Origin of the sequence: Pseudomonas sp. 21LCFQ010 (assembly GCF_024129905.1) — a bacterium.
GTDB lineage: Bacteria > Pseudomonadota > Gammaproteobacteria > Pseudomonadales > Pseudomonadaceae > Aquipseudomonas.
This window is the reverse complement of sequence record NZ_JAMYDZ010000025.1, coordinates 1-21038: the sequence shown is the minus strand read 5'-3', so window position 1 is coordinate 21038 and position 21038 is coordinate 1. Positions and strand designations below refer to the sequence as shown.

Here is a 21038-nt window from a genome sequence, read left to right as displayed (position 1 = left end):
GGTCAGGGCTTCCACTCCAGAATCTGCAGGGACGGCTTGAGCGTCAGGGTAATGCCCTGGCGGTTGGCCAGTGAGGTGCGGGTGCCGTCCAGCGGGTCGTGCAGCACCGCATCGAAAATCCTCGGGAAGCTCAGCGAGGCGGCCGAAGCGCTCCACGTCATCAGTAACTGGCTGCCGTCCGGGCGGCTCCATGACACGGCGTACAGGTCGCGGGGCACGCTGCTGACCGCCGGCGGGTCGGCGGGCAACAAGCGCGGGCCGGTGATTTTCAGGAAGTTCTGCAACGCCAGGTACACAGGTTTCGGATTGCCTTGCAGGTCCACCAGTCCATAGCCTTGGTCACGGGCGGTGGCGCGTTCGTCCAGGTCGCTGAGGTTGAACAGGAAAATGCGCTGGTAGTCCATCGTGCTCATCAGTGCCAGGCGCCGCAGGGTGTAGTCGGCCTGGCCACGCAAACCGATGATCGCCTGCATTTCCACCGGTCCTGCGTAGCTCGACCAGCCCCATTCGGTGGCCCACACCTGTTGCACGCCATTGCTGTGCAGCAACTGGTTCATGGCGTTGCCGCGCACCAGAAAATCCCGGTCGGCTGGCGAGTCGCCTTCAGGGTATTCGGAGTAGGGGTGATAGGCCGCGACCACGTTCTGCTGACCCAGCCCGCCATCGACCAGGGTCTGCAACATGTAGCCGGGGGTGCTGTGCATCTGGCTGTAATAGGCCATGCCGGCGGTGGCCACCGGCTTGCCGGGCACGGCCTTGCGAATCGCCTCGGTGCTGACGGCCAGCAGACGGGCATAGGCCACCGGGTCTTCCTTGGGGCGCCAGACAATATTGGGCTCGTTCCATACTTGCCAGGTGTTCACCTGTGGATAGCGCTGGGCGAGGCTGGCCATGCGGGTGGCGAACAGGCCGAAGTCGGTTGGCGGAAACTGGTCGCGGCCTTCGGCATTGGCCGGTGCGCTGCTGGCAAACGGCGCCGAGCCGACCAGATACGCCAGCACGTTGTAACCGCGCTCGTGCATCGCGCTCATTGCGGCGTCCACGGTGCTCAGTTCCAGTTGATCCTTGCGCGGCTCGATCAGCGGCCAGTGCAGGGTCAGGCGCACCCAGTTCAGGCCCAGTGCGTCGAGGCGGTTCATCTGTTGCTGGTAGATGTCCGGGCTGAAGTACGGGAACTGCACATTGACACCGAGAAAATCCTGCCACTCCACCGGCCGCGAGGCCTTGAGGATCGTTTCGGCCTTGAGTGCCGCAGACGGCGCCAGGCTTGCGGCCAGCAATGCGCAGTACAGCCATTTTTTGCATGTGCCATTCAGCATGGTTCACCTCTGCCCGCAGGCCTGGCGGAACATGTCGCGGAAACGTTCGGCGGTGTGCTGCCACTGCCGGGCCTGGCCCAGTTGCGCAGCGCTGGCAGCCCACTGCGCAGCCAACTGAGGGTCGCTGCAAACTTGCGCCAGGGCCTTGCTTAACGCCTGCACATCACCTTGCGGGTAGATCGTGCCGTTGCCGTGCGACACCTCTTCGGCAAACGAGCGGGCGTCGGAGGTGATCACCCCGCGGCCGCATGCCACTGCCCACGACAGTGCGCCGCTGGTGCCGCGCAATTCGCCCAGCAGCCTGAGCTTGCTGGATTCGCGGTACGGCAGCACCATCAGATGATGGGCCTGGATCAGCGGGGCAATCTGGTCGCCAGGCAGGTCAAGTTGCCAGTCGATCAGGTCGCTCAAGCCCAACTGACGAATGCGCAGGCGCAGCTCCTCGAGGTAGCTGCCCTTGCTGGCGAAAGCCATTTCCGGCTCGCTGCCACCGGCCAGGGTCAGACGCACTTTGGCGCGCAAGGCCGGCTGGCTGACAAAAAGGCTGGCCAGCGCGTCGAGCAAGTCTTCGATGCCTTTGCCGCGATAGATAAAACCGAAGTACAACAGCCGCAGCGGCTGGAGCGGCGGCAGCGGCTGTGGCTCGATGGCCAGATTGCCGTGGTTGATCACCACCATTTGTTGCTCGTGCAAGCCCATGCGCTGGCGCAGGCTCTGGCTGCCGGCGCGGGTCAGCGTCACCAGACGGGTCATGCTGCGCGCCAGCTGGCGTTCCTCGCGCAGGCACAACGGGTCAGCCAGCAGGGTGGCTGCCTGAGGGACGGGCGAGGGCAGGTGTTCGGCCAGTGACAGCGGCCAGGGCAGCTTTTCCAGGCGCCACACCAGCCGTTCCGGGTCATGCACTGTGGCGGTCAACGGCAGTTGGGCGAAACGCTCGCGCAGCGCCTGCAAGGCGCGGAACTCGGCCAGCCGTCCGCCGCCGATTTCGGCATGCACCAGGTCAATGCCTTGCCAATTGCTGTCGGCGATGCGTTGGCGGGCTTGGCGCGGATCGTTGCCCACGCCTTGCAACGGCGTGACCACCTCCACGTCCAGCGCCTGCAGGGCGTTGCGCAAATGGCCGGCATAGTCGGCGATGCCGTTCTGCTCGGGCGGCAATGGGGCGATCAGGGCCACGCGCATCAGCCACGACTCCCGATGCGTTTGAAAAACTTCAGTACTTTCTCCGGGACTTCGAAGCGGCGGCGGTTGAGGATGATGCCGTCGACCCGCTTGAAGGCGGTGTTCAGGGTGGTCAGCGCGTCTTCGAGCATCGGCACGGTGGTCTGTTCTGCGCGCACGATCAGCACAATCAGGTCGGCTTCACGCAGCAGTACGAAGGTCTTGTCGTTGCCATACAGGCCCGAGGCATTGATCAGCACGATCTCGCCGGGGCTGGCCGGCCCTGGTCCTTCGGTGCGCACGGTATGGCCATGTTCGGCCAGCATGGCGGCAAGCCGCTCGATGACGAACCTCACCCCTTCGCCCTTGTGTTCAGAGGTAAAGCCGATCGCCAGGCCGCGCTCCTTGACCTGGCCCAGCGGCAGGATGCCGTAGACCCGGTGCAGGTGCGAGGTGAACGCCGCGCTGCGTTCCTGGGCGCGCTCCAGGTCTGGCAGGCTGGTCCACACCGGCACGCCAAAGCGGCTCTCGATTTTTTCGCCATCGTGGATGCGCTGGTCGAGCAGGTAGAAGAAGTACAGCGCCAGCAGACCCACCAGCAAGCTCAGCGGCAAGGCCAGCACCAGCATCAGCAGGCTCTTGGGGAAGACCCGGCTGGGGTTGAAGGTGGCTTCTTCGATCAACGCGATGTTGCTGATCTGGCTGTTATCCAGCTCGCGGTCGATGCGCGCTTTTTCCAGGCTGTCGCTGTACAACGCGTAGCTTTTTTCGGCGGCATCCAGCTCGTTCTGCAGGCGTGACAGCTCCGGCTCCAGGCTCAAGGCCAGCAGCCGGTCCTTTTCCAGTTGTGCCAGTTGTGCGTCTTGCTGGGCCAGTTGCGTCTGCAGCCTTGCGTAGCTGGTCTGCTGGTCGGCGTAGACGTTCTGCATGCGGTTGTAGATCGGGTTGGGAGTGATGCTTTCCGAACGCTGGATGGTCGCGTCCTGCTCTTTGAGCAGTTGCTTGAGATTGTCGATTTCCTCGTTGATAGCCCTGACCGGCGGCGCCGTGTCGCGGAACGAACGACGCAGTTCCTGGCGCTCGACTTCCTTGGCGTTGATCCGGTTCTGCAGGTCCTGGCGGTTGGGGTTGAGTGACAGCTCGCGGCCGGCCGAGACGGTCTTGGGCTGGCTGGCCAGTTGTTTGCTCAGGGTGTCGAGGCCGGCCTTGGTCGAGGCGATGGCGCGGATGGTGTTGTTACGCTCGGTGCGCAGATCGTTCAGACCCTGAGAGGTGTCGGCCAGACGCTGGGCGATGCTCACCGCACTGAGCTGGTTCAGGTAGGCCTGGATCTGTTGCTTGTAGGCGATGATGTTGGCGCCGGTTTCCTTGACCTCGGTGTCGAAGAAGGCATACAGGCTGACCCGGCCCAGGGTCTTGGTGCGTTGTACCTGATACTCCTCGATCCAGTGGCGCAGCACGTCCTGGGCCACCGCCGGGTCATCCCAGGTGAAGGTCAGCTCCATCACCGAAGAGCCCGGATCGTGGCGAACCTTGAAGCCTTTTTCGAGGGACTCGGCGAGTCGCTCGATCTGGGAGCGCCGCTCGACCAGACCGATCAGTTCCAGAAACTTGTGGCCGGTATCGACCACGGCATACACCGAGTCCTTGAGCAGGTTCTTCACCGAGGTCATGAAGCCCGCGTCCTGCCGGGCTTCGGACATTTTCGCCAGGTATTGCTCGGCCACCGTGCGGGTGATGGGTCGACCGGTCAGCATGCGCTCTTCATCGAGTAGTGGGTCGCGCATGGCGCTGGGCACCACGATGGCCTGGCGGTTGGACAATTCGATCGGCACCGTGCTGCTGTCGCGGCCCGGCTTGACCAGCAGCAGGGCAGTGGACTCATAACGGTTGGGCAGAATGAAAGCGCCCAGCACGACGATGATGAAGCTCACCAGGACGGTGGTCTGGACCTCTCGCCGGAAAATAAAGAACAGGCGCAGCAGGTCGCGAAAGGAACGGATACTGATCATGTCTGATTCCCTGACGATTAATTTTGACTACGCAACTCGTAGTTCAGGCCCAGACCGATCGATTTGGCGAAAGGGATCAACTGGTTGAAGTACAGGTTGACACCGTCGACCTTGTTGCCGACCGAGGACTTGGGAACGAACACCACATCACCGCGTTGCAGCCACACAGGCCCTCGCGGGGCTTCGGCGGAGGCCCAGAGGAACTTGCTGTAATCGAACAGGTAAGTCTTGTACAGGCCGTTATCCTCCAGGCGCAGCAGCGCCACCTGACGGGCATCGGCGTCGGGTGCCACGCCGCCGGCGCCAACAATCGCTTGGTCCAGAGTGGTGGCCACGGTCACCGGCAGTGACGCCGAGTTGCGCACCGCACCACCGACGAACACGGTGTTGCCCGGCGCTTGGGAAATATTGATGGTCAGCGCCGTCTCGCGGTACACGCTCTCCAGACGGCTCTGCAATTGTCGGGTCAGTTCCGGCACGGTCAGGCCGGCGGCCTGCACAGTACCGATATAGGGGTACGAGAAGGTGCCATCGGTGAGCACCTGAAACAGGGTCAGCTCGTAAATCGAGTTGGCGGTGAACGCCGAGATGGTCGGTGGTTCACCGGTGTTGCGGACGATCCGCAGGGTGTCACCAGAGCGAATCTTCTGGGCCGGCAGCGGCTTGCCGGCCAGTTCGCGGCCGGCATTCTGCGCAGCCTCGATCACGGCCTGGTCCTCCGGCAGGCCAACCCTGGCCGGAGTATTACAGGCACTCAGTGCCAGTACGCTGGTTGCCACCAGCAAGCTCTGCAAGAGCCGTGAACGTTTCTGATGCATGAATACAGCTCCCTGACGGGGAAAAACAGTCATGTCGACATCGGGGCTGTTGCTGTCTCAGTATCGCCTTGGTGAAACCTCAACAATCCCTGTCTGCCGATTCCAGGATGCAACGCTGTCCGGTTGCCCACGCCGGGTGGTGCGGGCAATTCTGCATTTCGCCAGGGTCAGGCCTTGTTGGCCTGGGCCGGCACTCGTCCATAAATGTCGGTAAAGCGCACGATATCGTCCTCGCCCAGGTACTCACCGCTTTGTACTTCGATCATCACCAGGTCAATGACACCGGGGTTGACCAGCCGGTGGGTGTGGCCGGGTTTGATGAAGGTCGACTCGTTGGTGTCGAGCATGAATTCGCGTTCGCCATTGGTGACGGTAGCCATGCCGCTGACCACGATCCAGTGTTCACTGCGGTGATGATGCATCTGGAGTGACAGCGAAGCCTGCGGGTGAACCACGATGCGCTTGATCTTGAAGCGTTTGCCTTCCTCCAGCACGGTGTAGGTGCCCCATGGCCGGGTCACTGTGCGGTGCAGGCGGTAGGCCTCGTGGTTCTGACGCTTGAGTTGCTGGGCGATCAGTTTCACATCCTGGGTGCGGTTGCCATCGGCGACCAGTAGCGCATCGGGGGTGTCGATGATGATCAGGTTTTCCAGCCCCACCGCACCGACCAGCCGCTTGGGCGAGTCGATGTAGCAGTTATGCACGTCGTGCAGAACAGTCTCGCCATTGAACTGGTTGCCATTGGCGTCGGCCGGGGTCAGCTCGCGCAGCGCCTGCCACGACCCGATATCGCTCCAGCCCAGTTGGCAGGGCACTACCGCGACCTTGGCCGAACGCTCCATCAGCGCATAGTCAATGGATATATCCGGCACCTGAGCGAACAGCTCAGCGTCCAGTTCGAGCTGCAATTCATTGCTGCCTTGCTTGCTGGTGCTCTTGTCCAGGCACGCTTGCACCGCTTCCAGTACGTCGGGGGCATGGGCTTGCAGCTCTGCCAGGAGCACATCGACACGCAGGCAGAACATCCCGGCGTTCCACAGATGCAGACCGCCATCGACCCAGGCCTTGGCAGTAGCGGCATCAGGTTTTTCAACGAAGCGCGCGACCTGATAACCGGCGCCGTTGAGCGCCTGGCCCTTTTCGATGTAGCCAAAGCCGGTTTCCGGCTTGTCGGGCAGAATACCGAAGGTCACCAGCCAGCCTTGCTCGGCCAGCTCACGGGCGCGGGCCACCGCCGCCTCGAACGCTGGCACGTCAGCGATCAGGTGATCGGCCGGCAGAATCAGCAACTGGCTTTGGGCCCCGTAAAGTGCCGATACATGCAAGGCCGCGGCGGCAATCGCCGGGGCCGTGTTGCGCCCGGCAGGTTCCAGGATGAAGTCCAGTTTTGCCCGCTGTTTGTTCAACGGGCGGTAGTCGTCCACCGTGCGGAAGTACACCTCACGGTTGGTGACGGTCAGCAGGCGCTCGACACCCGGCAGGTGGGTGGCGCGGTTGAACGTTTTCTGGAGCAGGCTTTCGCCATCGGGAAGGCGCATGAACGGCTTGGGCATGGCTTCGCGAGAGACCGGCCAGAGTCGGGTGCCGGAACCACCGGCGACGATGCAGGGGATGAGGGTGCTCATCAATAGACCTCTCGGTTGAGTAGCACTGCCGGAACAGTGCGCAGAAGGATGTAGAGATCGAACCAGACGGACCAGTTTTCGATGTACTCAAGATCAAGTTCGACGCGCTTCTCGATTTTCTCGACGGTATCTGTCTCACCCCGGTAGCCCTTGATCTGCGCCAGGCCGGTAATGCCAGGTTTGACCCGGTGGCGCGAGGTGTACTCCTTCACCGCTTGCTCGAAGAGAATGCCGGCCGCCTTGGTGGCTGTGGCATGGGGGCGCGGGCCCACCATTGACATGCTGCCGGCCACCACATTGAACAGCTGTGGCAGCTCATCCAGGCTGGTCTTGCGGATGAAGCGCCCGACCCGCGTAACCCTGGCGTCGTTGCGGGTGGTCTGTTTTTCCGCTGAGGCATCAGCCTGGTGCTGATGCATGGAGCGAAACTTGAATACCTCGATGAGGCGGTTGTTGTAGCCGTAGCGCTTCTGGCGGAACAGCACCGGCCCTTTGGAGTCGAGTTTGATCGCGACAGCGATAAGCAGCATCAGTGGCGACAGGGCCAGGATGGCCAGCGACGACAGAACGATATCCTCGGCACGCTTGATGAACGGCGACCAGCCACTGAGCGGCACATCGGAGGCGTTGAACATCGGCAGGCTGGCCACTTCCGTGATGCGGTTGTGGGTGTGCCGGAAGGCAATCATGTCTGGCACCAGCAACACATTGACCGGCAGGCGACGCAGTTCGCGAATGATGTGGTCCATGCGGTTTTCTGCAGTCCATGGCAGCGCCACCAGCACCTGAGTGACCTTGTCTTCGCGGATCAGCCGCTCCAGGTCGCCGGTGTTGCCCAGCAAAGGCAGGTTGGCGACCGTCTTGGGCATGCGCCCGATGCGATCGTCGATAAAACCGATGACCCCGGAACGGATGTCCTGATGTTCGACCAGATACTCGGCCAGCCGCAGGCCGTTCTCCGTCGCGCCGAGAATCACCGCCGTCTGCAGGAATACGCCCTTTTTCATTTGTTGACGGAACAGCACCAGCAGCATCAGCCGCACGATGCTCAGCAATCCCAGAGTCGCCAGATACCAGAGCAACAGCCGATCCTGATCGACCGCTTCGAACACATCCATCATGTGGTGCATGATCAGCAGCAGACCGAATGCGGCGGTCCAGGCGAACACGATCATGCGCAGGCGCACCGAGTTGCTGAACAGCGCTTCGGAATACACCCCCAAGGCCTGGAATACCACCACGCTGAGGATGCCGAACACCAGCAGCATACCCAGTTGCCCTTTGGCGGCATCTGCGGGTGCTGCGGGGTCGAGGGCCAGAATCACCAGCCCTGGCAGAATGCAGGCCAGACCATGAGCCAGACGGATACCAAACAGGAAGTATTCGACCAGGCTGGTACGGGTCAGGGAAAGGCTGTCAACGGGCTGTAAACGCATAGCGCTCACTCACTGCTATTAATCCTTTGGTTGGGTATCGATCCATGGCTGATCAGTAGCGGTGTGGGTCAACAAGTGGAGGTGGGTCTGGCGTCTGTCAAGGATGTGGCGGTCTGGCTGCAGGAGGAGGTCATGCGGGCATTGGCCTGGGCACGGTTGGTCGGCGGATTGCCGTTGTGTTGCGGGATGAGTCCTTGATTCATAGCGCAAACCTCCTTGAGCAGCTTTTTTGACAGTAAAGCTCATGCAACAGAAAACGTGGAGTTTCTCGTCCGGGTTTTGCCGGCGCTAGAGCGTGTCAAGGCGCCTGATGGCAATATGGCTCAATAAACACGGGGCAACGAGGCCATGGCGCCGGGATAAAAAAATCTTCGAAGCCGCGAGCGCTTTCACTTCGTCCGGGGTCATAAGCAGACCTGTCATGCACCGAACCGAGAGTCGCGGGATAGACAGCAACCTTTGATCAAACACAGGGGAGTGTCATGGCACAACGCAGAGCGATTCTGATTCTTCATGGCAAGCAGTCGCTCAACGAGCAGGTCCGCGATGCGGTTGCCCGCAAGCGCGAGCAGGGGTGGGAGCTTGATGTGCGTCTGACCTGGGAAGCCGGCGATGCCCAGCGGCTGGTTGCCGAAGCCCTGGCCGCCGGTCATCGGCAGGTGATCGCCGGAGGCGGCGACGGCACCCTGCGCGATATCGCCGAAGCGCTGGCGCTCAGTCATACGGCTGATCAGCCTGTGAGCCTGGTGATTCTGCCGCTGGGCACTGCCAACGATTTTGCCCGCGCCGCTGGCGTACCGCTTGAGGTCGATGCAGCGCTTGATCTGCTGGACGTGCCGGCGCGCGCCGTCGATCTGGGCGAGGTCGATGGGCGACTGTTCCTGAACATGGCCACCGGCGGTTTTGGCAGCCAGGTGACGGCCAATACCTCTGAAGACCTGAAAAAGGTGCTCGGCGGCGCTGCATACCTGTTTACCGGCCTGACCCGTTTCAGTGAACTGCATGCGGCCTATGGCGAACTGAGCGGTCCAGACTTTCACTGGGCCGGAGACTTGTTGGCATTGGGCATCGGTAACGGTCGGCAGGCCGGCGGCGGTCATGTGCTGTGCCCCAATGCGCTGGCCGACGATGGCTTGCTGGACATCAGTATCCTGCCGGCCCCACAGGAACTGGTCGGCACCCTGAAAGGTTTGCTGGCCGGCGGCCTGGGGATCGAGAACATGTTCGTCCGGGCCCGCCTGCCCTGGATCGAACTCAAGTCAGCCCACGGGCTGGATATCAACCTCGATGGCGAACCCCTCAACTGCCAGCACCTGCGTTTCGAGGCGCGTCCTGCTGCCCTGATGGTGCACTTGCCTGCCGGTTCGGCGCTGTTGGGCGGCAGTGAGACGCCGTGGCTCAGTCGTCCAGACTGATGATTCGTTCGCGTACGCAGTACAGCACCAGGCCTGCGATGTCGTAGATCTGCAAGCGCTTCATGATTTGCGCGCGGTGGGTCTCGACGGTTTTGACCGACAGGCCCAGGCCCGAGGCAATTTCCCGGGTGGATTTGCCGCGCACGATCAGGCGCAGGATTTCCAGTTGCCGGGCCGTCAGGTTGAGGCTGTCCTGAGTGTTCAGAGGCAGGCTCGGGGTCCCGAGCAACGCCTGATTGATGACGGTGTGGGCAATCGCCGGGCTGAGATAGCGCTCGCCCGCTGCCAGCGCCAGGAGCGCGTGCTGCAGCTCGGTCGCGGTGGTGTCCTTGAGCAGGTAGCCGTGGGCGCCGGTCTGCAAGGCGCGCATGATCAGTGCCGGTTCAGTGTGCATCGAGATGATCAGCACTTTGCTGTGCGGCCGTGCCCGCAATAGCTGTTGCAGGGCATCCAGGCCACTGGTCTGCTTCATCGAGATATCCAGCAGGACGATATCCGGGTTCAGGGTCAGGACCAGTTCGGGCAGGTGTTCACCGTCAGCGGCTTCGCCGATCACGCTGAAGCCGGGAATGTCGGCAACCATGGCGCGGATGCCGGCACGGATCAGGGAGTGGTCGTCGATCAGTAAGAGTGTGCAGGTCATGATCAGGTCTTGTGCGGGTGGGCCCGTTGCGGGTTGCGTGGGGCCCACGGGAAAACGGCTTCAATACGAGTGCCGACGCCTGGTTCGCTGTGCAGCGACCAGGCGCCGCCGAGCAGGCACGCCCGTTCGCTCATGCCGGCGATACCGCGCTGGTTTTCCTGGGCGGGGCTCAAGGCTGGCTCGAAACCCTGGCCATCGTCCTGAATGAACAGCGACAAGCCGTGGGGCAGACGTTGCAGGCGCACCACCAGGTTGTGCGCCTGAGCATGGCGCAGCATGTTGGTCACCGCCTCCTGGGTGATCCGGAAGGCGGCAACGGCGATCTCTTCTGCAATGCCATTGAGCGGTTGCGGGCAGTCGAAGGTCCAGCGCACCTCGCTGTCGGCCAGGGTGCGTACCAGATGCGAGCGCAGGCTCGCTTCCAGCCCCAGGCTTGAGAGCTGGCGCGGATTGAGGATGCTCGACAGGTCGCGGATCTTGTCCAGCGTCTCTTGCAGTGTGTGGTTGAGCAATCGTCCCTGTTCGTGACAATCGTCCGGCAGGCGCCGTTGCAACCAGTCGAGCTGCAGGCGGGCGGCAGTGAGCATCTGGCCGATATCGTCGTGCAGTTCGCGGCTGATTCGTTGGCGCTCGGTCTTTTGCACCTGCAACATGTGTTCGGCCAGTTCAACGGGGGTCAGGCAAACGTCCTGGCGTGCGCCCAGCCGTGGCAGCAAGAGCAGGATGAAGGTCACCAGATTGAACAGCAACAACGCGCCGGGCAGTGTCTGCGTACGCCAATAAACCAGCGTGTTGGCGAGGATGGCGAGTGTTCCGAGTGCGGCTGTCAGTATCAGGGCATAACGGTTGCCCGTAGGGCGCAAGCGAGAGATCAAGTTGCGCAGGGGTATTAAGGCGATCATTGAAAAGTCTTGGCTGGTGGTCCACGGCGACAGCGACCCAATGGGTGCGCTACAGACAAGCAAACTGTTATCGCAATGCAATACTTAACCGTATTGATGAACGAAGATATGCCTGATATCGAAACCATCGGCAATGCGTTTGTGCTGATTGATAGCGTAAGGCTTGCTTGTTACGTGTAGATATTATTGTCTGCCCCGCATCAACAACCGGCCCTGGGTGCTGCGCGGGTCTGGTCGGCTAGACGGTTGAGCAGTTCGTGTTGTTCGCTGTCGTCCATGCCCAGCTCGCCGGTCTGCGGGTCAATCAGTTCCAGTTGCCAGGCCAGCAGGCCCAGGCAGTCTCTGAGGGTGCGCAGGGCTTCGTGCTGCAGCATGTCATCACCCAGGCCCTCGAGTTGTTGCTGCAACTGGCCAGCAAAGCTGGCGGTACTGTGCAGTGCTGCGCCGACGGCTTTTTCGGTGAGTGAGCGCAAGGTGCTTTGCAGGCCCTTGATAGCGTCCTTGTCGTTGGCGATCATCTCCAGATGCGCCAGGCAGTCTTCGGAGCGGTCCAGCAACCTCAGGCATTCATCCAGCACCTGGTCATGTCGCTGCTGCCATTGATTACTGTTCAGCATTCTGGGTCTCCGTACTTCATCGATCGCGTAGACAGAGCGCTCGCGGGGAATGCCGGACAGTTAATGTCCATTTCAGCTGAAAGTCTGTAGGGGGATTCTGAATATTGTTCGATGATGGCTATATGATGTCTATCGGCACGCATTAGCCAGCCAGTGCCGAAAACCTCAGCCGTCGACTTGATCCCTGATGCGCAGGCTTGCTTCATTGCCCCTTGGCGGCCGCGCATGGGGCAGGGCTTGAGCCTGCACGCACAACAACAGCCTGACTCCATTCATGTATTGAGAATGGTGTCACAATAATATCTATTGAATAAGGCGAATATCAGGTTTGCCCTGAGTTGGACTCAGGGTTACCCCTAGCATCAAATTCTTTGATACTTGAAAAAAGATCTGGCCCGTAACGACATATATATCGTCAAGGCAGTTGGCAAGGTAAAGCCAGTAAAGCATGATGCTAATATGATATCAATGGTCGCCGACGGTTGTCTGGTCGGGTGTCGGGTTGAGTCAGTGGGTTGCCATTTCGCGATAAAGCCCGGCTGCGCAGGCTAAGGTCTGAGCGGCTTCGGCCGATACACCGGGCAGACGTATCGTCATTAACGCTTCAGGAGTTCTACATGGCTGGCATTCTCGACACAGTGGATCAGCGTACCCAGTTGGTGGGCGAGAACCGCCTGGAAATCCTCATGTTCCGGCTGGCGGGCCGCCAGTTGTTTGCGATCAACGTCTTCAAGGTTCAGGAAGTGCTGCAGCTGCCCAAGCTGACGCTCATGCCACAACGCCATTCGTTCGTCTGTGGCGTGGTCAACCTGCGCGGCCAGACCCTGCCGGTTATTGACCTGTCGCAAGCGATCGGCATGCGGCCGCTGGTGCCGGGCCCGAACAGCACGATTATCGTCACTGAATACAACCGCTCGGTGCAGGCGTTCCTGGTGGGCGGCGTGGACCGCATCATCAACATGAATTGGGATGCCATCATGCCGCCGCCGGCCAGCGCCGGTCGCCAGCACTACCTGACCGCGATCAGCAAGGTCGACGACCAACTGGTCGAAGTCATCGATGTCGAGAAGGTGCTGGCCGAGATCGTGCCCTACAACGCCCGGGTGTCGACCGAAAAGCTTGAGGATCCGATTCTGGAACGCGCCAAGGGTCTGGAAATTCTGTTGGTGGATGACTCCAAGGTCGCACTCAACCAGTTGCGCGATACCTTGTCGCAGCTCGGCATCAAGCTGCATACCGCCAGCAATGGTCTCAAGGGGCTGAACATGCTCAAAGCCTGGGCCGACACCGGCCAGGACATGAACGAGAAGCTGCTGATGGTGTTTACCGACGCAGAGATGCCGGAAATGGACGGATACCGGCTGACCACCGAGATTCGCAACGACCCACGGCTCAAGGGTTTGTATGTGGTGTTGCACACTTCGCTGTCGGGCAGCTTCAACGAATCGATGGTCAAGAAAGTCGGTTGCGATAACTTCCTGTCCAAGTTCCAGCCGGACAAGCTGGTCGACGTCGTTCGTGAACGGTTGGTGATGGTGTACGGCTGAGGCCAGTGTAATCTGTGGCCTGAACTCCACCAGGATCAGGCCATGTTGCAACTGAGTGCGCTTTACCGCTATCCCTTGAAGTCGTGCAAACCCGAGGTGCTCGACAGCGCCGCTTTCGATGCCTTGGGGCTGGTTGGCGACCGGCGCTGGATGCTGGTCGATGCCGCTACCGGGCGTTTTCTCACCCAGCGTGCATTGCCGCACATGTCGCAGTTGTCGGTGCTGTGGAATGCCTCTGGCGGCGTGACATTCTCAGCGCCAGGCTTCACGGCGCTTGATGTGGCGTTGCCTGAAGACCGGGCCGATAACCTGCGCGGTGTCACCGTATGGCGTGATAGTTTGCAGGTGCCGGACGCCGGTGACGAGGCGGCCGAGTGGGCCAGTGCCTTCATTGGCAAACCGGTGCGGGTGGTGCATGTCCCTCAGGCCCGTGCACGCTGGCTGCCCGATGGTTACGGGACGATCGACGACAAAGTCGGGTTCGCTGATGGTTTTCCGCTGTTGCTGATTGGTCAGGGGTCTCTGGACGATCTCTCTGCGCGTATCGGCCGGCCGCAGGAAATGCTGCGCTTTCGGCCCAATCTGGTGATCAGCGGCGCTGAGCCTTATGCCGAAGACAGCTGGAAGCGCATCCGCATCGGTGAACTGGAGTTGCGGGTACTCAAGGCCTGCTCGCGCTGTGTCCTGACCACCATCGACCCCGCCACCGGCCAGCGCAGTCCCGACCGCGAACCGCTCAATACCCTCAAGAGCTACCGTCTGATCGAAAACGAAATCCTGTTCGGGCAAAACCTGGTCAGCGATGGCGAAGGACGGCTGGAGGTGGGGATGCGAGTGGAAGTTCTGGAGTAGGAGCGGGGCCGTTGTGGCGACTGCCGCTCTCATCGAACAAATTACAACCAATTGATTTTTAATGGTTATCTTGTAGGAGCGGCCGGGCGGTGATCCGCTTTGGCCGCGAAAGGCTTCGCAGCTAAAGCCAATACTGTTCAGTTAAGTACTGCATGCCTTTGTAGGAGCGACCTTGGTCGCGAAGAGGGCGGCACATTCGCAGCAGATGTAGTGTTTTTACTGGCCTCTTCGCGAGCAGAGCTCGCTCCCACTGTGGGCATACAGTGCTTAAGTGACCAGTATTGCAGCTAAAGCCAATACTGTTCTGTTAGACCGGTGGTAGCCAGCTTGCTGGCGAAGACGGCGGCACATTCGCAGTAGATGCTGTGACTTTACCGGCCCTTTCGCGACCAAGGTCGCTCCCACAAAGGCATGCGGCGCTTATTTGAACAGTATTGCAGCTAAAGCGGCTCCTGCGAGGTGCCGTGTTTGCAGCACGACAGCCCGGCCGGTCCTACAAATCGTCAAAGAACCGCTCGTGCCAGTCCACCAGCGGCTGCGGGTTGTTCAGCTTCTGGCCGTAGATCACCGAATACGACAACACGTTCTGCACATACTGGCGCGTCTCGTCGAACGGGATGCTTTCCACCCAGACATCGAATGCCAGATGGTTGGCACCCTTGAGCCACTGACGCACCCGTCCTGGACCTGCGTTGTAGGCCGCCGACGCCAATACCCGGTTGCCGTTGAATTGCCCGTGCACCTGGCTCAGAAACGCCGCGCCCAACTGAATATTGGTATCGGGGTTAAACACCTGTTGCGGTGATGCCAGCGGAATATTGAAGCGTTTTGCGGTCTCTTTGGCCGTGGCCGGCATCAACTGCATCAGGCCACTGGCGCCCACGCCGGAACGGGCGTCGTCCATGAACGCACTTTCCTGGCGGGTGATGGCAAATACCCAGCTCGAATGCAGGCCCCGCACTTTGGCTTCGCGCACCAGCGTGTCGCGGTAAGCCATCGGGAAGCGGATATCCAGATCATCCCAATATTTGGCCTGGCTGATGGTGCGGATTGCCGGGAAGTACCATTTCAGGTCATAGGCCAGTTTGGCCTGGGCAACCATTTCGTCGCGGTTGAAATGCCGGCTGACGTGATACCACTCGCGCCGGCCATCGACGATCTCGCCGCGATTGTGAAATTCCAGCGCACGGCGAATGCCGGGGGTGTTGCGCACCTTGTTGATCGTGGCCTGGCTAAGAACCAGCGGTTTGTTGTTCAGCTGGTACGGGCTCTGGGTGCGGTCGGCGGCCAGAAAACCATAGAAGTCCCGCTCTTGCGCGACTTGTTTGTACAAGGCCGGAATTTGCGGGTTGCCCGGTTGCGCCAGCTCCAGCGCACGCGCTTCCCAGTAGCGCCAGCGGTTGGTGTCGGCCAGGTCGGCCGGCAGGCGGCGTGCCAGGTCATAGGCTTCTTGCCAGCGCCCCAGACGCAACAGCAGGCGCATGCGCCATTCGCTGACGGTGTCATCGTGCAGGTCAGGGTCGTAGCGGCTCATGATCTCCAGTGCCCGGTCGTCATAACGACGTGCCAGGGTCAGGCCGATCTCTTTGGCGATCTCGACCTTTTCTTCTTTGGAGAAGTGCATTGTGGTGGCGTAGCTATCGAGCATCGCCAGGGTTTTCGGCGGATCCTGGCGGGCCAGGCGCCGCAGGCCGAGACCGACTACGTCCGACATGGCTTCGTCCACCGGCCTGAACTGCGCCGGGTTGTCGAGCATGTCCGGTTTCTGCGCCACGGCCAGCAACAGCTTGCCCTGCGGTGCCAGCGAATTGAGGCTGTTGACCAGTGTGGTTGCCAGGCTGTAGTTGCGTGCCTGGGCGGCCAGCTTGGCGCGCTGCCAACGCTTCTGCTCGGTCAATTGTCCGGCAGCGGCCCACTGGGCGAACAGCGTATCGCACGAGCCTGGCAGGCTCTTGCTGGTCATCCACAGTTTTTCTGCGCTGGCGTAGGCTTCGGCGCGCTGACCGTTGTTGATCTGGTACTGGCCATACAGGCAGTCCAGCTCGGTGAAATTCATCTTTTCATCGTAATACTTGACGAAGGTCTGCCAGTCACCGCGCTCGGCCAGCCAGCGCAGCCAGCGCAATTTCATCCAGTTGGCCTGGGGCAGGTCGCCGTGCTCGGCGAGAAACTTTTCTATTTCGGCGTTGCTGGCGCTCTTCAGACGGGCGGTCAGTTCGTCGTATTCCAGATACGGTTGCAACGGGTAGTCGGCCAGCGCTGCGGCAGAGCGCATGTAGGGGCCGGTGTCGCCTTTGGCCAGGGCTCTCTTGGCCTCGTCATAGAGTTTGCGCTGTTGGGTGATATCCGCTGCCTGGACCTGCATGGCAGCGGTTGCGGAAAGAAGCAGACAGGATACTAGGCTGAACAAACGACCGCGCATGGGACTTCCGGGCTGTTGAGTCGTGAAAAGTGCCGTTACTTTAGCCTTTTGCCTGCTTGGGTTGAAAGTGGCGCGACTGCCTGTGACGTGTCCGGAAATAATTACCGGGGGTGCAAGCGAGTCATTTCGTCCTGCTGCCGACAGCGGGGCTCTATCTCGGGTAGAATGCGCGCCCGGTTTTTGGAGAAGCTCATGACCCTGCTCAAATTCAGCGAAGTGTCCCTTGCATTCGGCGCCATGCCGTTGCTGGACAAGGTCTCCTGGCAGATCGCCCGCGGTGAGCGGGTGTGCATCATCGGCCGTAACGGCACAGGCAAATCCAGCATGCTCAAGCTGGTCAAGGGCGTCCAGAAGCCCGACGACGGCAGTATCTGGCGTGCGCCTGGCCTGAAGATTGGCGAGTTGCCCCAGGAGTTGCCGGCGGCTGATGACCGCACCGTGTTCGATGTGGTCGCCGAAGGCCTGGACGGGGTTGGCTCGCTGCTGGCCGAATATCACCATCTGGCCCAGAACTGCGTCACCGAAGACGACCTGAACAAACTCATGCATGTTCAGCAGGAGCTGGAAGCCCGTGATGGCTGGCGCCTGCAGCAGGTGGTCGACAGCACCCTGAGCCGCCTGCAGTTGCCGGCTGACAAGACCCTGGCCGAGTTGTCCGGTGGCTGGCGTCGTCGGGTGCTGCTGGCTCAGGCGCTGGTCTGCGAGCCTGACCTGCTGTTGCTCGACGAACCGACCAACCACCTGGATATCGGTGCGATTGCCTGGCTCGAAGAGGCACTCAAGGACTTCCAGGGCGCGGTCTTGTTCATCACCCACGACCGGGCCTTCCTGCAGAGCCTGGCGACCCGCATTCTCGAGCTTGATCGCGGCGGGCTGATCGACTGGAACGGCGACTACGCAAGTTTTCTGGTGCACAAGGAAGCCATGCTGGCCGCCGAAGAAACCGCCAATGCGCTGTTCGACAAGCGTCTGGCTCAGGAAGAAGTCTGGATTCGCCAGGGGATCAAGGCGCGGCGCACCCGTAACGAGGGCCGTGTGCGTGCGCTCAAGGCGTTGCGTGTCGAGCGCAGTGAGCGTCGTGAACGGACCGGCAAGGCCAATATTCTGATCGAGTCGGCGGAGAAATCCGGCAAGCAGGTCATCGTGCTGGAAAATGTCAGCTTCGCCCATCCGGGCGGTCCTGAGCTGGTCAAGGACTTCTCTATGGTCCTGCAGCGCGAGGACCGGATTGGCCTGCTGGGTGCCAACGGTACCGGCAAGACCACCCTGCTCAAACTGATGCTGGGCGATCTGCAGGCGACCGGCGGTGATGTGCAGACAGGGACCAAGCTTGAGGTCGCTTACTTTGACCAGCTGCGCCATCAGCTGGATCTGGAAAAGACCGTCATCGACAACATTTCCGAAGGTCGCGACTTTATCGAGATCGACGGCCAGAATCGCCACGTACTGAGTTACCTGGGCGATTTCCTGTTCAGCCCGCAGCGTGCGCGCACGCCGGTCAAGGCGCTGTCCGGTGGTGAGCGGGCGCGGCTGTTGCTGGCCAAGCTGTTCAGCAAGCCGGCCAACCTGCTGGTGCTTGACGAGCCTACCAACGACCTGGACGTTGAAACCCTGGAGTTGCTCGAAGAAGTTCTGTCGAACTACAAAGGTACCGTGTTGATGGTCAGCCACGACCGGGCCTTCCTGGACAACGTGGTCACCAGTACCCTGGTTTTCGAGGGCGGTGGCAAGGTCCGTGAGTACGTTGGTGGCTACCAGGACTGGTTGCGTCAGGGCGGCTCGCCACGTCTGTTGGGGGTGACTGACAGCAAGTCGGGCAAATCGGAACTCAATAGTGCCGTGGTCGCACCCAAGCCGGCCGCAAGCGCTGCACCGGTGCAGGCCGCGCCAGTGGCGAAGAAAAAGCTCGGCTACAAGGAGCAGCGCGAACTGGAGGCCTTGCCTGGCCGGATCGACGAAACTGAAACCCGCTTGGCGGCGTTGAACGAGCAAATCACCCAGCCGGCGTTCTATCAGCGGCCGTCTACCGAGCTCACGGCGGTACTGGCCCAGGTCGAGACGGTCCAGGCTGAGCTGGATGCGCTGTTGGAGCGCTGGGCTGAACTGGACGACTGACAGACGGGCAGGGCGCGCCACAGGGCGCGCACCTGCCAGGCTGCGTCAGGCGCGTTGCAATATCAGTCCTGCTTGTTCAAACGTACTGCAAGCACATCACAAGGCGCACCGTGCAGCACGTCATTGGCGGTAGAACCCAGCAACAGGGCCAGGCCGTGGCGGCCGTGGCTGCCAACGACGATCAGGTCGCAGCCGTGCTCTTTGGCCAGTTTGTGGATTTCCTGGCGTGGCTGGCCGTAGGTCAGGTGGCTTTTGCCGACCAGAACCTCCGGGTATTTCTGTTTGATAAGGTCCAGCTTCGCCTGGGCCTGGTCAAATTGCTGCTGCTGCAACTGGGACAGGTCCATCGGCACGTCGCCACCAAAGGCCATGGCCATGGGTTCGACGATATGCACGAAAGATAACGTGGCACCGCTGGCCTGGGCCAGCAGGCGAGCGCGCTTGATGACCGGGTCGCATTCGTCGGTCAGGTCTATGGCGACCAAAATGTGTTGATACGGCATGAGAGTAACCTCCGGAACAATGCGTTGAAGCCAGTATGGCCTTTTCGCGCCCGTCTGGGCAGGCCTTCTAGCGGCCGTTTTATTAATGATTGTTATCTGGTCTGGATAGCGCGGGGGCAAGAAATATGACGGGCTGGATCATTCTGTCAATCATTTGTGTGATGCTCAGCCCGCTGGTGTGGATGCTGCCATCACGCAGACAGAGCACAAGAATGGCGCTGCGCCTTGAAGCACGGCGCCTGGGGCTGGGTATGCAACTGGCACGGGAAGAGTGGCCGCACTGGTTGCTGCGCGAGCCGCCTGGTTCCTGCGCGCAGTATCACTGCCCGCGCCGGTCGGCAGAACCTGGCCAATGGCAATACTGGCAAACCGAACCGGGGAAGTGGGTCAATCGCTGGCGTGAGCCTTGCGCGGACGAGCGGGTCATGGCCCATTTGCAAGGGTTGCCGGGCGATGTCTACAAGGTCGAGGTGGATGCCCGGATGCTCTCCCTGTACTGGGGGGAGCGTGGCGATGCTCAAGTGTTGCAGCATATTAATGAGGCGATGAAGGCGCTCGCCCGGCTCTGATCGTCGCCCATAAAAAAGCCCGATAGTCATATCGGGCCGGGGGTGGCCAGGCAGGCCGGTAATTCTGTGGGCTGACGGTGCAATGCCGTGGTTGCAGTGCCTCGAACGGTCATCGCTTCAGCGCTGGCTGAACTCTAGCCGCTTTGCTCTGTTTTGTCGCTTTCTTTCCTTACTATTTATTGCGGTGAACCATGACGGTGCACGGGCAAGGGATGAACTTTGACCATCGGGGCGCGACAAGCCCCGCCGTTCAGGGCGGGGAAGGATAGCGCGGACGGCGTAGCCGTCCCTGGTTGCCGTGGGGTGTCTGCTGCTGTTCGATGGATGCACAGCCACAGGATGATGCGACGTAATACGGCGACACAGATGCCATTCTACGGCGGTATTTCGTTACAAAGACCCCATGGGCATGCACCTTGAAAACACCGTGCCGTCCGCGCCTAATGTCGCCTTCATTGCTCATGGCTCAAGAGCAGCATGCAACGACTTCAAGCCTTCAAGTACGAACTCATGCCAGACGGCCGGCAGGAGCGGCAAATGCGCCGCTTTGCGGGCTCCTGTCGCTTCGTCTTCAACAAGGCGCTGGCGTTGCAGAAGGAGCGCCACGAGCAAGGCGAGAAGAAGCTCGGCTATGCGGGCCTGTGCAAGTTGCTGACCGAGTGGCGCCATAGCCCGCAAACCGCATGGCTGGCCGATGCGCCTGTTCACCCGTTGCAACAGAGCCTCAAGGATCTGGAGCGGGCCTACACCAACTTCTTCGCCAAGCGAGCCGACTTTCCCCGGTTCAAGAAGAAGGGGCAGCGCGACAGTTTCCGCTATCCCGACCCGAAACAGATCAAGCTCGACCAGACCAACAGCCGCCTGTTTCTGCCCAAGCTGGGCTGGCTGCGCTACCGCAACAGCCGCGAGACGCTGGGTACTGTGAAGAACATCACCGTGAGCCAGTCGTGTGGCAAGTGGTTCGTGAGTATCCAGACCGAACGCGAGATCGATGAGCAGCCCACGGCACAGGGTGCGGCAGTCGGCATCGACATGGGCATTGCCCGCTTCGCCACGCTTTCGGATGGTTCGTTCTACGCACC

Annotated in this window: 18 protein-coding genes and 1 pseudogene; 6 read left to right on the top strand and 13 right to left on the bottom strand. The window is 61.0% G+C overall.

Annotated elements, in window-relative coordinates; translation table 11 throughout:
- Nucleotides 1–2: 2 nt before the first annotated feature.
- The 7 genes from NJC38_RS23015 to NJC38_RS29070 form a co-directional block, all read right to left on the bottom strand.
- A complete protein-coding gene (locus NJC38_RS23015; RefSeq protein WP_253117246.1) occupies nucleotides 3–1319 on the bottom strand; it encodes a cellulase family glycosylhydrolase in 1317 nt (438 codons plus the stop codon).
- 3 nt (nucleotides 1320–1322) lie between these two features.
- Nucleotides 1323–2501, bottom strand: a complete 1179-nt coding sequence (locus tag NJC38_RS23010; RefSeq protein ID WP_045493354.1) for a glycosyltransferase — start codon at nucleotides 2499–2501, stop codon at nucleotides 1323–1325.
- Entirely contained in the window at nucleotides 2501–4492 is a 1992-nt protein-coding gene (locus NJC38_RS23005) for an LPS biosynthesis protein (RefSeq protein ID WP_045493352.1), read from the bottom strand. The genes NJC38_RS23010 and NJC38_RS23005 overlap by 1 nt, the downstream gene beginning before the upstream one ends.
- A 17-nt stretch (nucleotides 4493–4509) precedes the next feature.
- Nucleotides 4510–5286 carry a polysaccharide biosynthesis/export family protein gene (locus NJC38_RS23000; RefSeq protein ID WP_045495106.1) on the bottom strand — a complete coding sequence of 259 codons (777 nt, stop codon included), beginning with the start codon at nucleotides 5284–5286 and terminating at the stop codon, nucleotides 4510–4512.
- A 191-nt stretch (nucleotides 5287–5477) separates the two neighbouring features.
- Nucleotides 5478–6935: a mannose-1-phosphate guanylyltransferase/mannose-6-phosphate isomerase gene (locus NJC38_RS22995; protein WP_253117245.1), complete on the bottom strand. Its 1458-nt coding sequence runs from the start codon at nucleotides 6933–6935 to the stop codon at nucleotides 5478–5480.
- Nucleotides 6935–8371: an undecaprenyl-phosphate glucose phosphotransferase gene (locus NJC38_RS22990; protein ID WP_253117244.1), complete on the bottom strand. Its 1437-nt coding sequence runs from the start codon at nucleotides 8369–8371 to the stop codon at nucleotides 6935–6937. Before NJC38_RS22990 ends, NJC38_RS22995 begins: the two co-directional genes overlap by 1 nt.
- Before the next feature lie 68 nt (nucleotides 8372–8439).
- A complete protein-coding gene (locus NJC38_RS29070) occupies nucleotides 8440–8574 on the bottom strand; it encodes a hypothetical protein (protein WP_290447359.1) in 135 nt (44 codons plus the stop codon).
- Nucleotides 8575–8853: 279 nt separating this feature from the next.
- Between NJC38_RS29070 and yegS the strand changes: the two genes are divergently transcribed.
- Nucleotides 8854–9786, top strand: a complete 933-nt coding sequence (yegS, locus tag NJC38_RS22985) for a lipid kinase YegS (protein ID WP_253117243.1) — start codon at nucleotides 8854–8856, stop codon at nucleotides 9784–9786.
- Here the strand turns inward: yegS and NJC38_RS22980 are convergent.
- The 3 genes from NJC38_RS22980 to NJC38_RS22970 form a co-directional block, all read right to left on the bottom strand.
- Nucleotides 9770–10429, bottom strand: coding sequence for a response regulator transcription factor (locus NJC38_RS22980; RefSeq protein WP_253117242.1), 660 nt, complete (start codon nucleotides 10427–10429; stop codon nucleotides 9770–9772). The genes yegS and NJC38_RS22980 overlap by 17 nt on opposite strands.
- 2 nt (nucleotides 10430–10431) lie before the next feature.
- On the bottom strand, nucleotides 10432–11331 hold the full coding sequence (locus tag NJC38_RS22975; protein ID WP_253117241.1) for a histidine kinase: 900 nt from the start codon (nucleotides 11329–11331) through the stop codon (nucleotides 10432–10434).
- 200 nt (nucleotides 11332–11531) lie between these two features.
- Nucleotides 11532–11948, bottom strand: a complete 417-nt coding sequence (locus NJC38_RS22970; protein WP_045493335.1) for a hypothetical protein — start codon at nucleotides 11946–11948, stop codon at nucleotides 11532–11534.
- 617 nt (nucleotides 11949–12565) lie between these two features.
- Between NJC38_RS22970 and NJC38_RS22965 the strand changes: the two genes are divergently transcribed.
- Both NJC38_RS22965 and NJC38_RS22960 read left to right on the top strand, forming a co-directional pair.
- A complete protein-coding gene (locus tag NJC38_RS22965) occupies nucleotides 12566–13495 on the top strand; it encodes a chemotaxis protein CheV (protein WP_045493332.1) in 930 nt (309 codons plus the stop codon).
- A 42-nt stretch (nucleotides 13496–13537) separates the two neighbouring features.
- The gene (locus tag NJC38_RS22960) at nucleotides 13538–14347 is read left to right on the top strand and encodes an MOSC domain-containing protein (RefSeq protein ID WP_045493329.1); all 810 of its coding nucleotides are present in this window, start codon (nucleotides 13538–13540) and stop codon (nucleotides 14345–14347) included.
- A gap of 493 nt (nucleotides 14348–14840) precedes the next feature.
- Here NJC38_RS22960 and NJC38_RS22955 read toward each other — a convergent pair whose 3' ends face one another.
- Nucleotides 14841–16769 (bottom strand): transglycosylase SLT domain-containing protein, encoded by a 1929-nt coding sequence (locus NJC38_RS22955; RefSeq protein ID WP_253117240.1) that lies wholly within the window; start codon nucleotides 16767–16769, stop codon nucleotides 14841–14843.
- Between the two features lie 192 nt (nucleotides 16770–16961).
- On the opposite strand from NJC38_RS22955, the gene NJC38_RS22950 reads away from it, so the two are divergent.
- Nucleotides 16962–18884: an ATP-binding cassette domain-containing protein gene (locus NJC38_RS22950; protein WP_253117239.1), complete on the top strand. Its 1923-nt coding sequence runs from the start codon at nucleotides 16962–16964 to the stop codon at nucleotides 18882–18884.
- Nucleotides 18885–18946: 62 nt separating this feature from the next.
- Here NJC38_RS22950 and NJC38_RS22945 read toward each other — a convergent pair whose 3' ends face one another.
- Nucleotides 18947–19387: a universal stress protein gene (locus NJC38_RS22945; protein WP_045493321.1), complete on the bottom strand. Its 441-nt coding sequence runs from the start codon at nucleotides 19385–19387 to the stop codon at nucleotides 18947–18949.
- Nucleotides 19388–19512: 125 nt separating this feature from the next.
- Between NJC38_RS22945 and NJC38_RS22940 the strand changes: the two genes are divergently transcribed.
- Nucleotides 19513–19956, top strand: coding sequence for a hypothetical protein (locus tag NJC38_RS22940; protein ID WP_253117238.1), 444 nt, complete (start codon nucleotides 19513–19515; stop codon nucleotides 19954–19956).
- Nucleotides 19957–20326: 370 nt separating this feature from the next.
- Here NJC38_RS22940 and NJC38_RS22935 read toward each other — a convergent pair.
- Nucleotides 20327–20419, bottom strand: a pseudogene (locus tag NJC38_RS22935) (IS200/IS605 family transposase); the annotation flags it as partial.
- A 14-nt stretch (nucleotides 20420–20433) separates the two neighbouring features.
- Here NJC38_RS22935 and NJC38_RS22930 point away from each other — a divergent pair.
- A partial coding sequence (locus NJC38_RS22930) for a transposase (RefSeq protein ID WP_253117237.1) occupies nucleotides 20434–21038 on the top strand: 605 nt, incomplete at its 3' end.

What these genes read in the sequence shown, in the direction of transcription:
- NJC38_RS23015 (WP_253117246.1), bottom strand. Translation starts at nt 1,319, where the DNA reads ATGCTGAATGGCACATGCAAAAAATGGCTGTACTGCGCATTGCTGGCC.
- NJC38_RS23010 (WP_045493354.1), bottom strand. Translation starts at nt 2,501, where the DNA reads ATGCGCGTGGCCCTGATCGCCCCATTGCCGCCCGAGCAGAACGGCATC.
- NJC38_RS23005 (WP_045493352.1), bottom strand. Translation starts at nt 4,492, where the DNA reads ATGATCAGTATCCGTTCCTTTCGCGACCTGCTGCGCCTGTTCTTTATT.
- NJC38_RS22995 (WP_253117245.1), bottom strand. Translation starts at nt 6,935, where the DNA reads ATGAGCACCCTCATCCCCTGCATCGTCGCCGGTGGTTCCGGCACCCGA.
- NJC38_RS22990 (WP_253117244.1), bottom strand. Translation starts at nt 8,371, where the DNA reads ATGCGTTTACAGCCCGTTGACAGCCTTTCCCTGACCCGTACCAGCCTG.
- NJC38_RS29070 (WP_290447359.1), bottom strand. Translation starts at nt 8,574, where the DNA reads ATGAATCAAGGACTCATCCCGCAACACAACGGCAATCCGCCGACCAAC.
- yegS (WP_253117243.1), top strand. Translation starts at nt 8,854, where the DNA reads ATGGCACAACGCAGAGCGATTCTGATTCTTCATGGCAAGCAGTCGCTC.
- NJC38_RS22980 (WP_253117242.1), bottom strand. Translation starts at nt 10,429, where the DNA reads ATGACCTGCACACTCTTACTGATCGACGACCACTCCCTGATCCGTGCC.
- NJC38_RS22975 (WP_253117241.1), bottom strand. Translation starts at nt 11,331, where the DNA reads ATGATCGCCTTAATACCCCTGCGCAACTTGATCTCTCGCTTGCGCCCT.
- NJC38_RS22970 (WP_045493335.1), bottom strand. Translation starts at nt 11,948, where the DNA reads ATGCTGAACAGTAATCAATGGCAGCAGCGACATGACCAGGTGCTGGAT.
- NJC38_RS22965 (WP_045493332.1), top strand. Translation starts at nt 12,566, where the DNA reads ATGGCTGGCATTCTCGACACAGTGGATCAGCGTACCCAGTTGGTGGGC.
- NJC38_RS22960 (WP_045493329.1), top strand. Translation starts at nt 13,538, where the DNA reads ATGTTGCAACTGAGTGCGCTTTACCGCTATCCCTTGAAGTCGTGCAAA.
- NJC38_RS22955 (WP_253117240.1), bottom strand. Translation starts at nt 16,769, where the DNA reads ATGCGCGGTCGTTTGTTCAGCCTAGTATCCTGTCTGCTTCTTTCCGCA.
- NJC38_RS22950 (WP_253117239.1), top strand. Translation starts at nt 16,962, where the DNA reads ATGACCCTGCTCAAATTCAGCGAAGTGTCCCTTGCATTCGGCGCCATG.
- NJC38_RS22945 (WP_045493321.1), bottom strand. Translation starts at nt 19,387, where the DNA reads ATGCCGTATCAACACATTTTGGTCGCCATAGACCTGACCGACGAATGC.
- NJC38_RS22940 (WP_253117238.1), top strand. Translation starts at nt 19,513, where the DNA reads ATGACGGGCTGGATCATTCTGTCAATCATTTGTGTGATGCTCAGCCCG.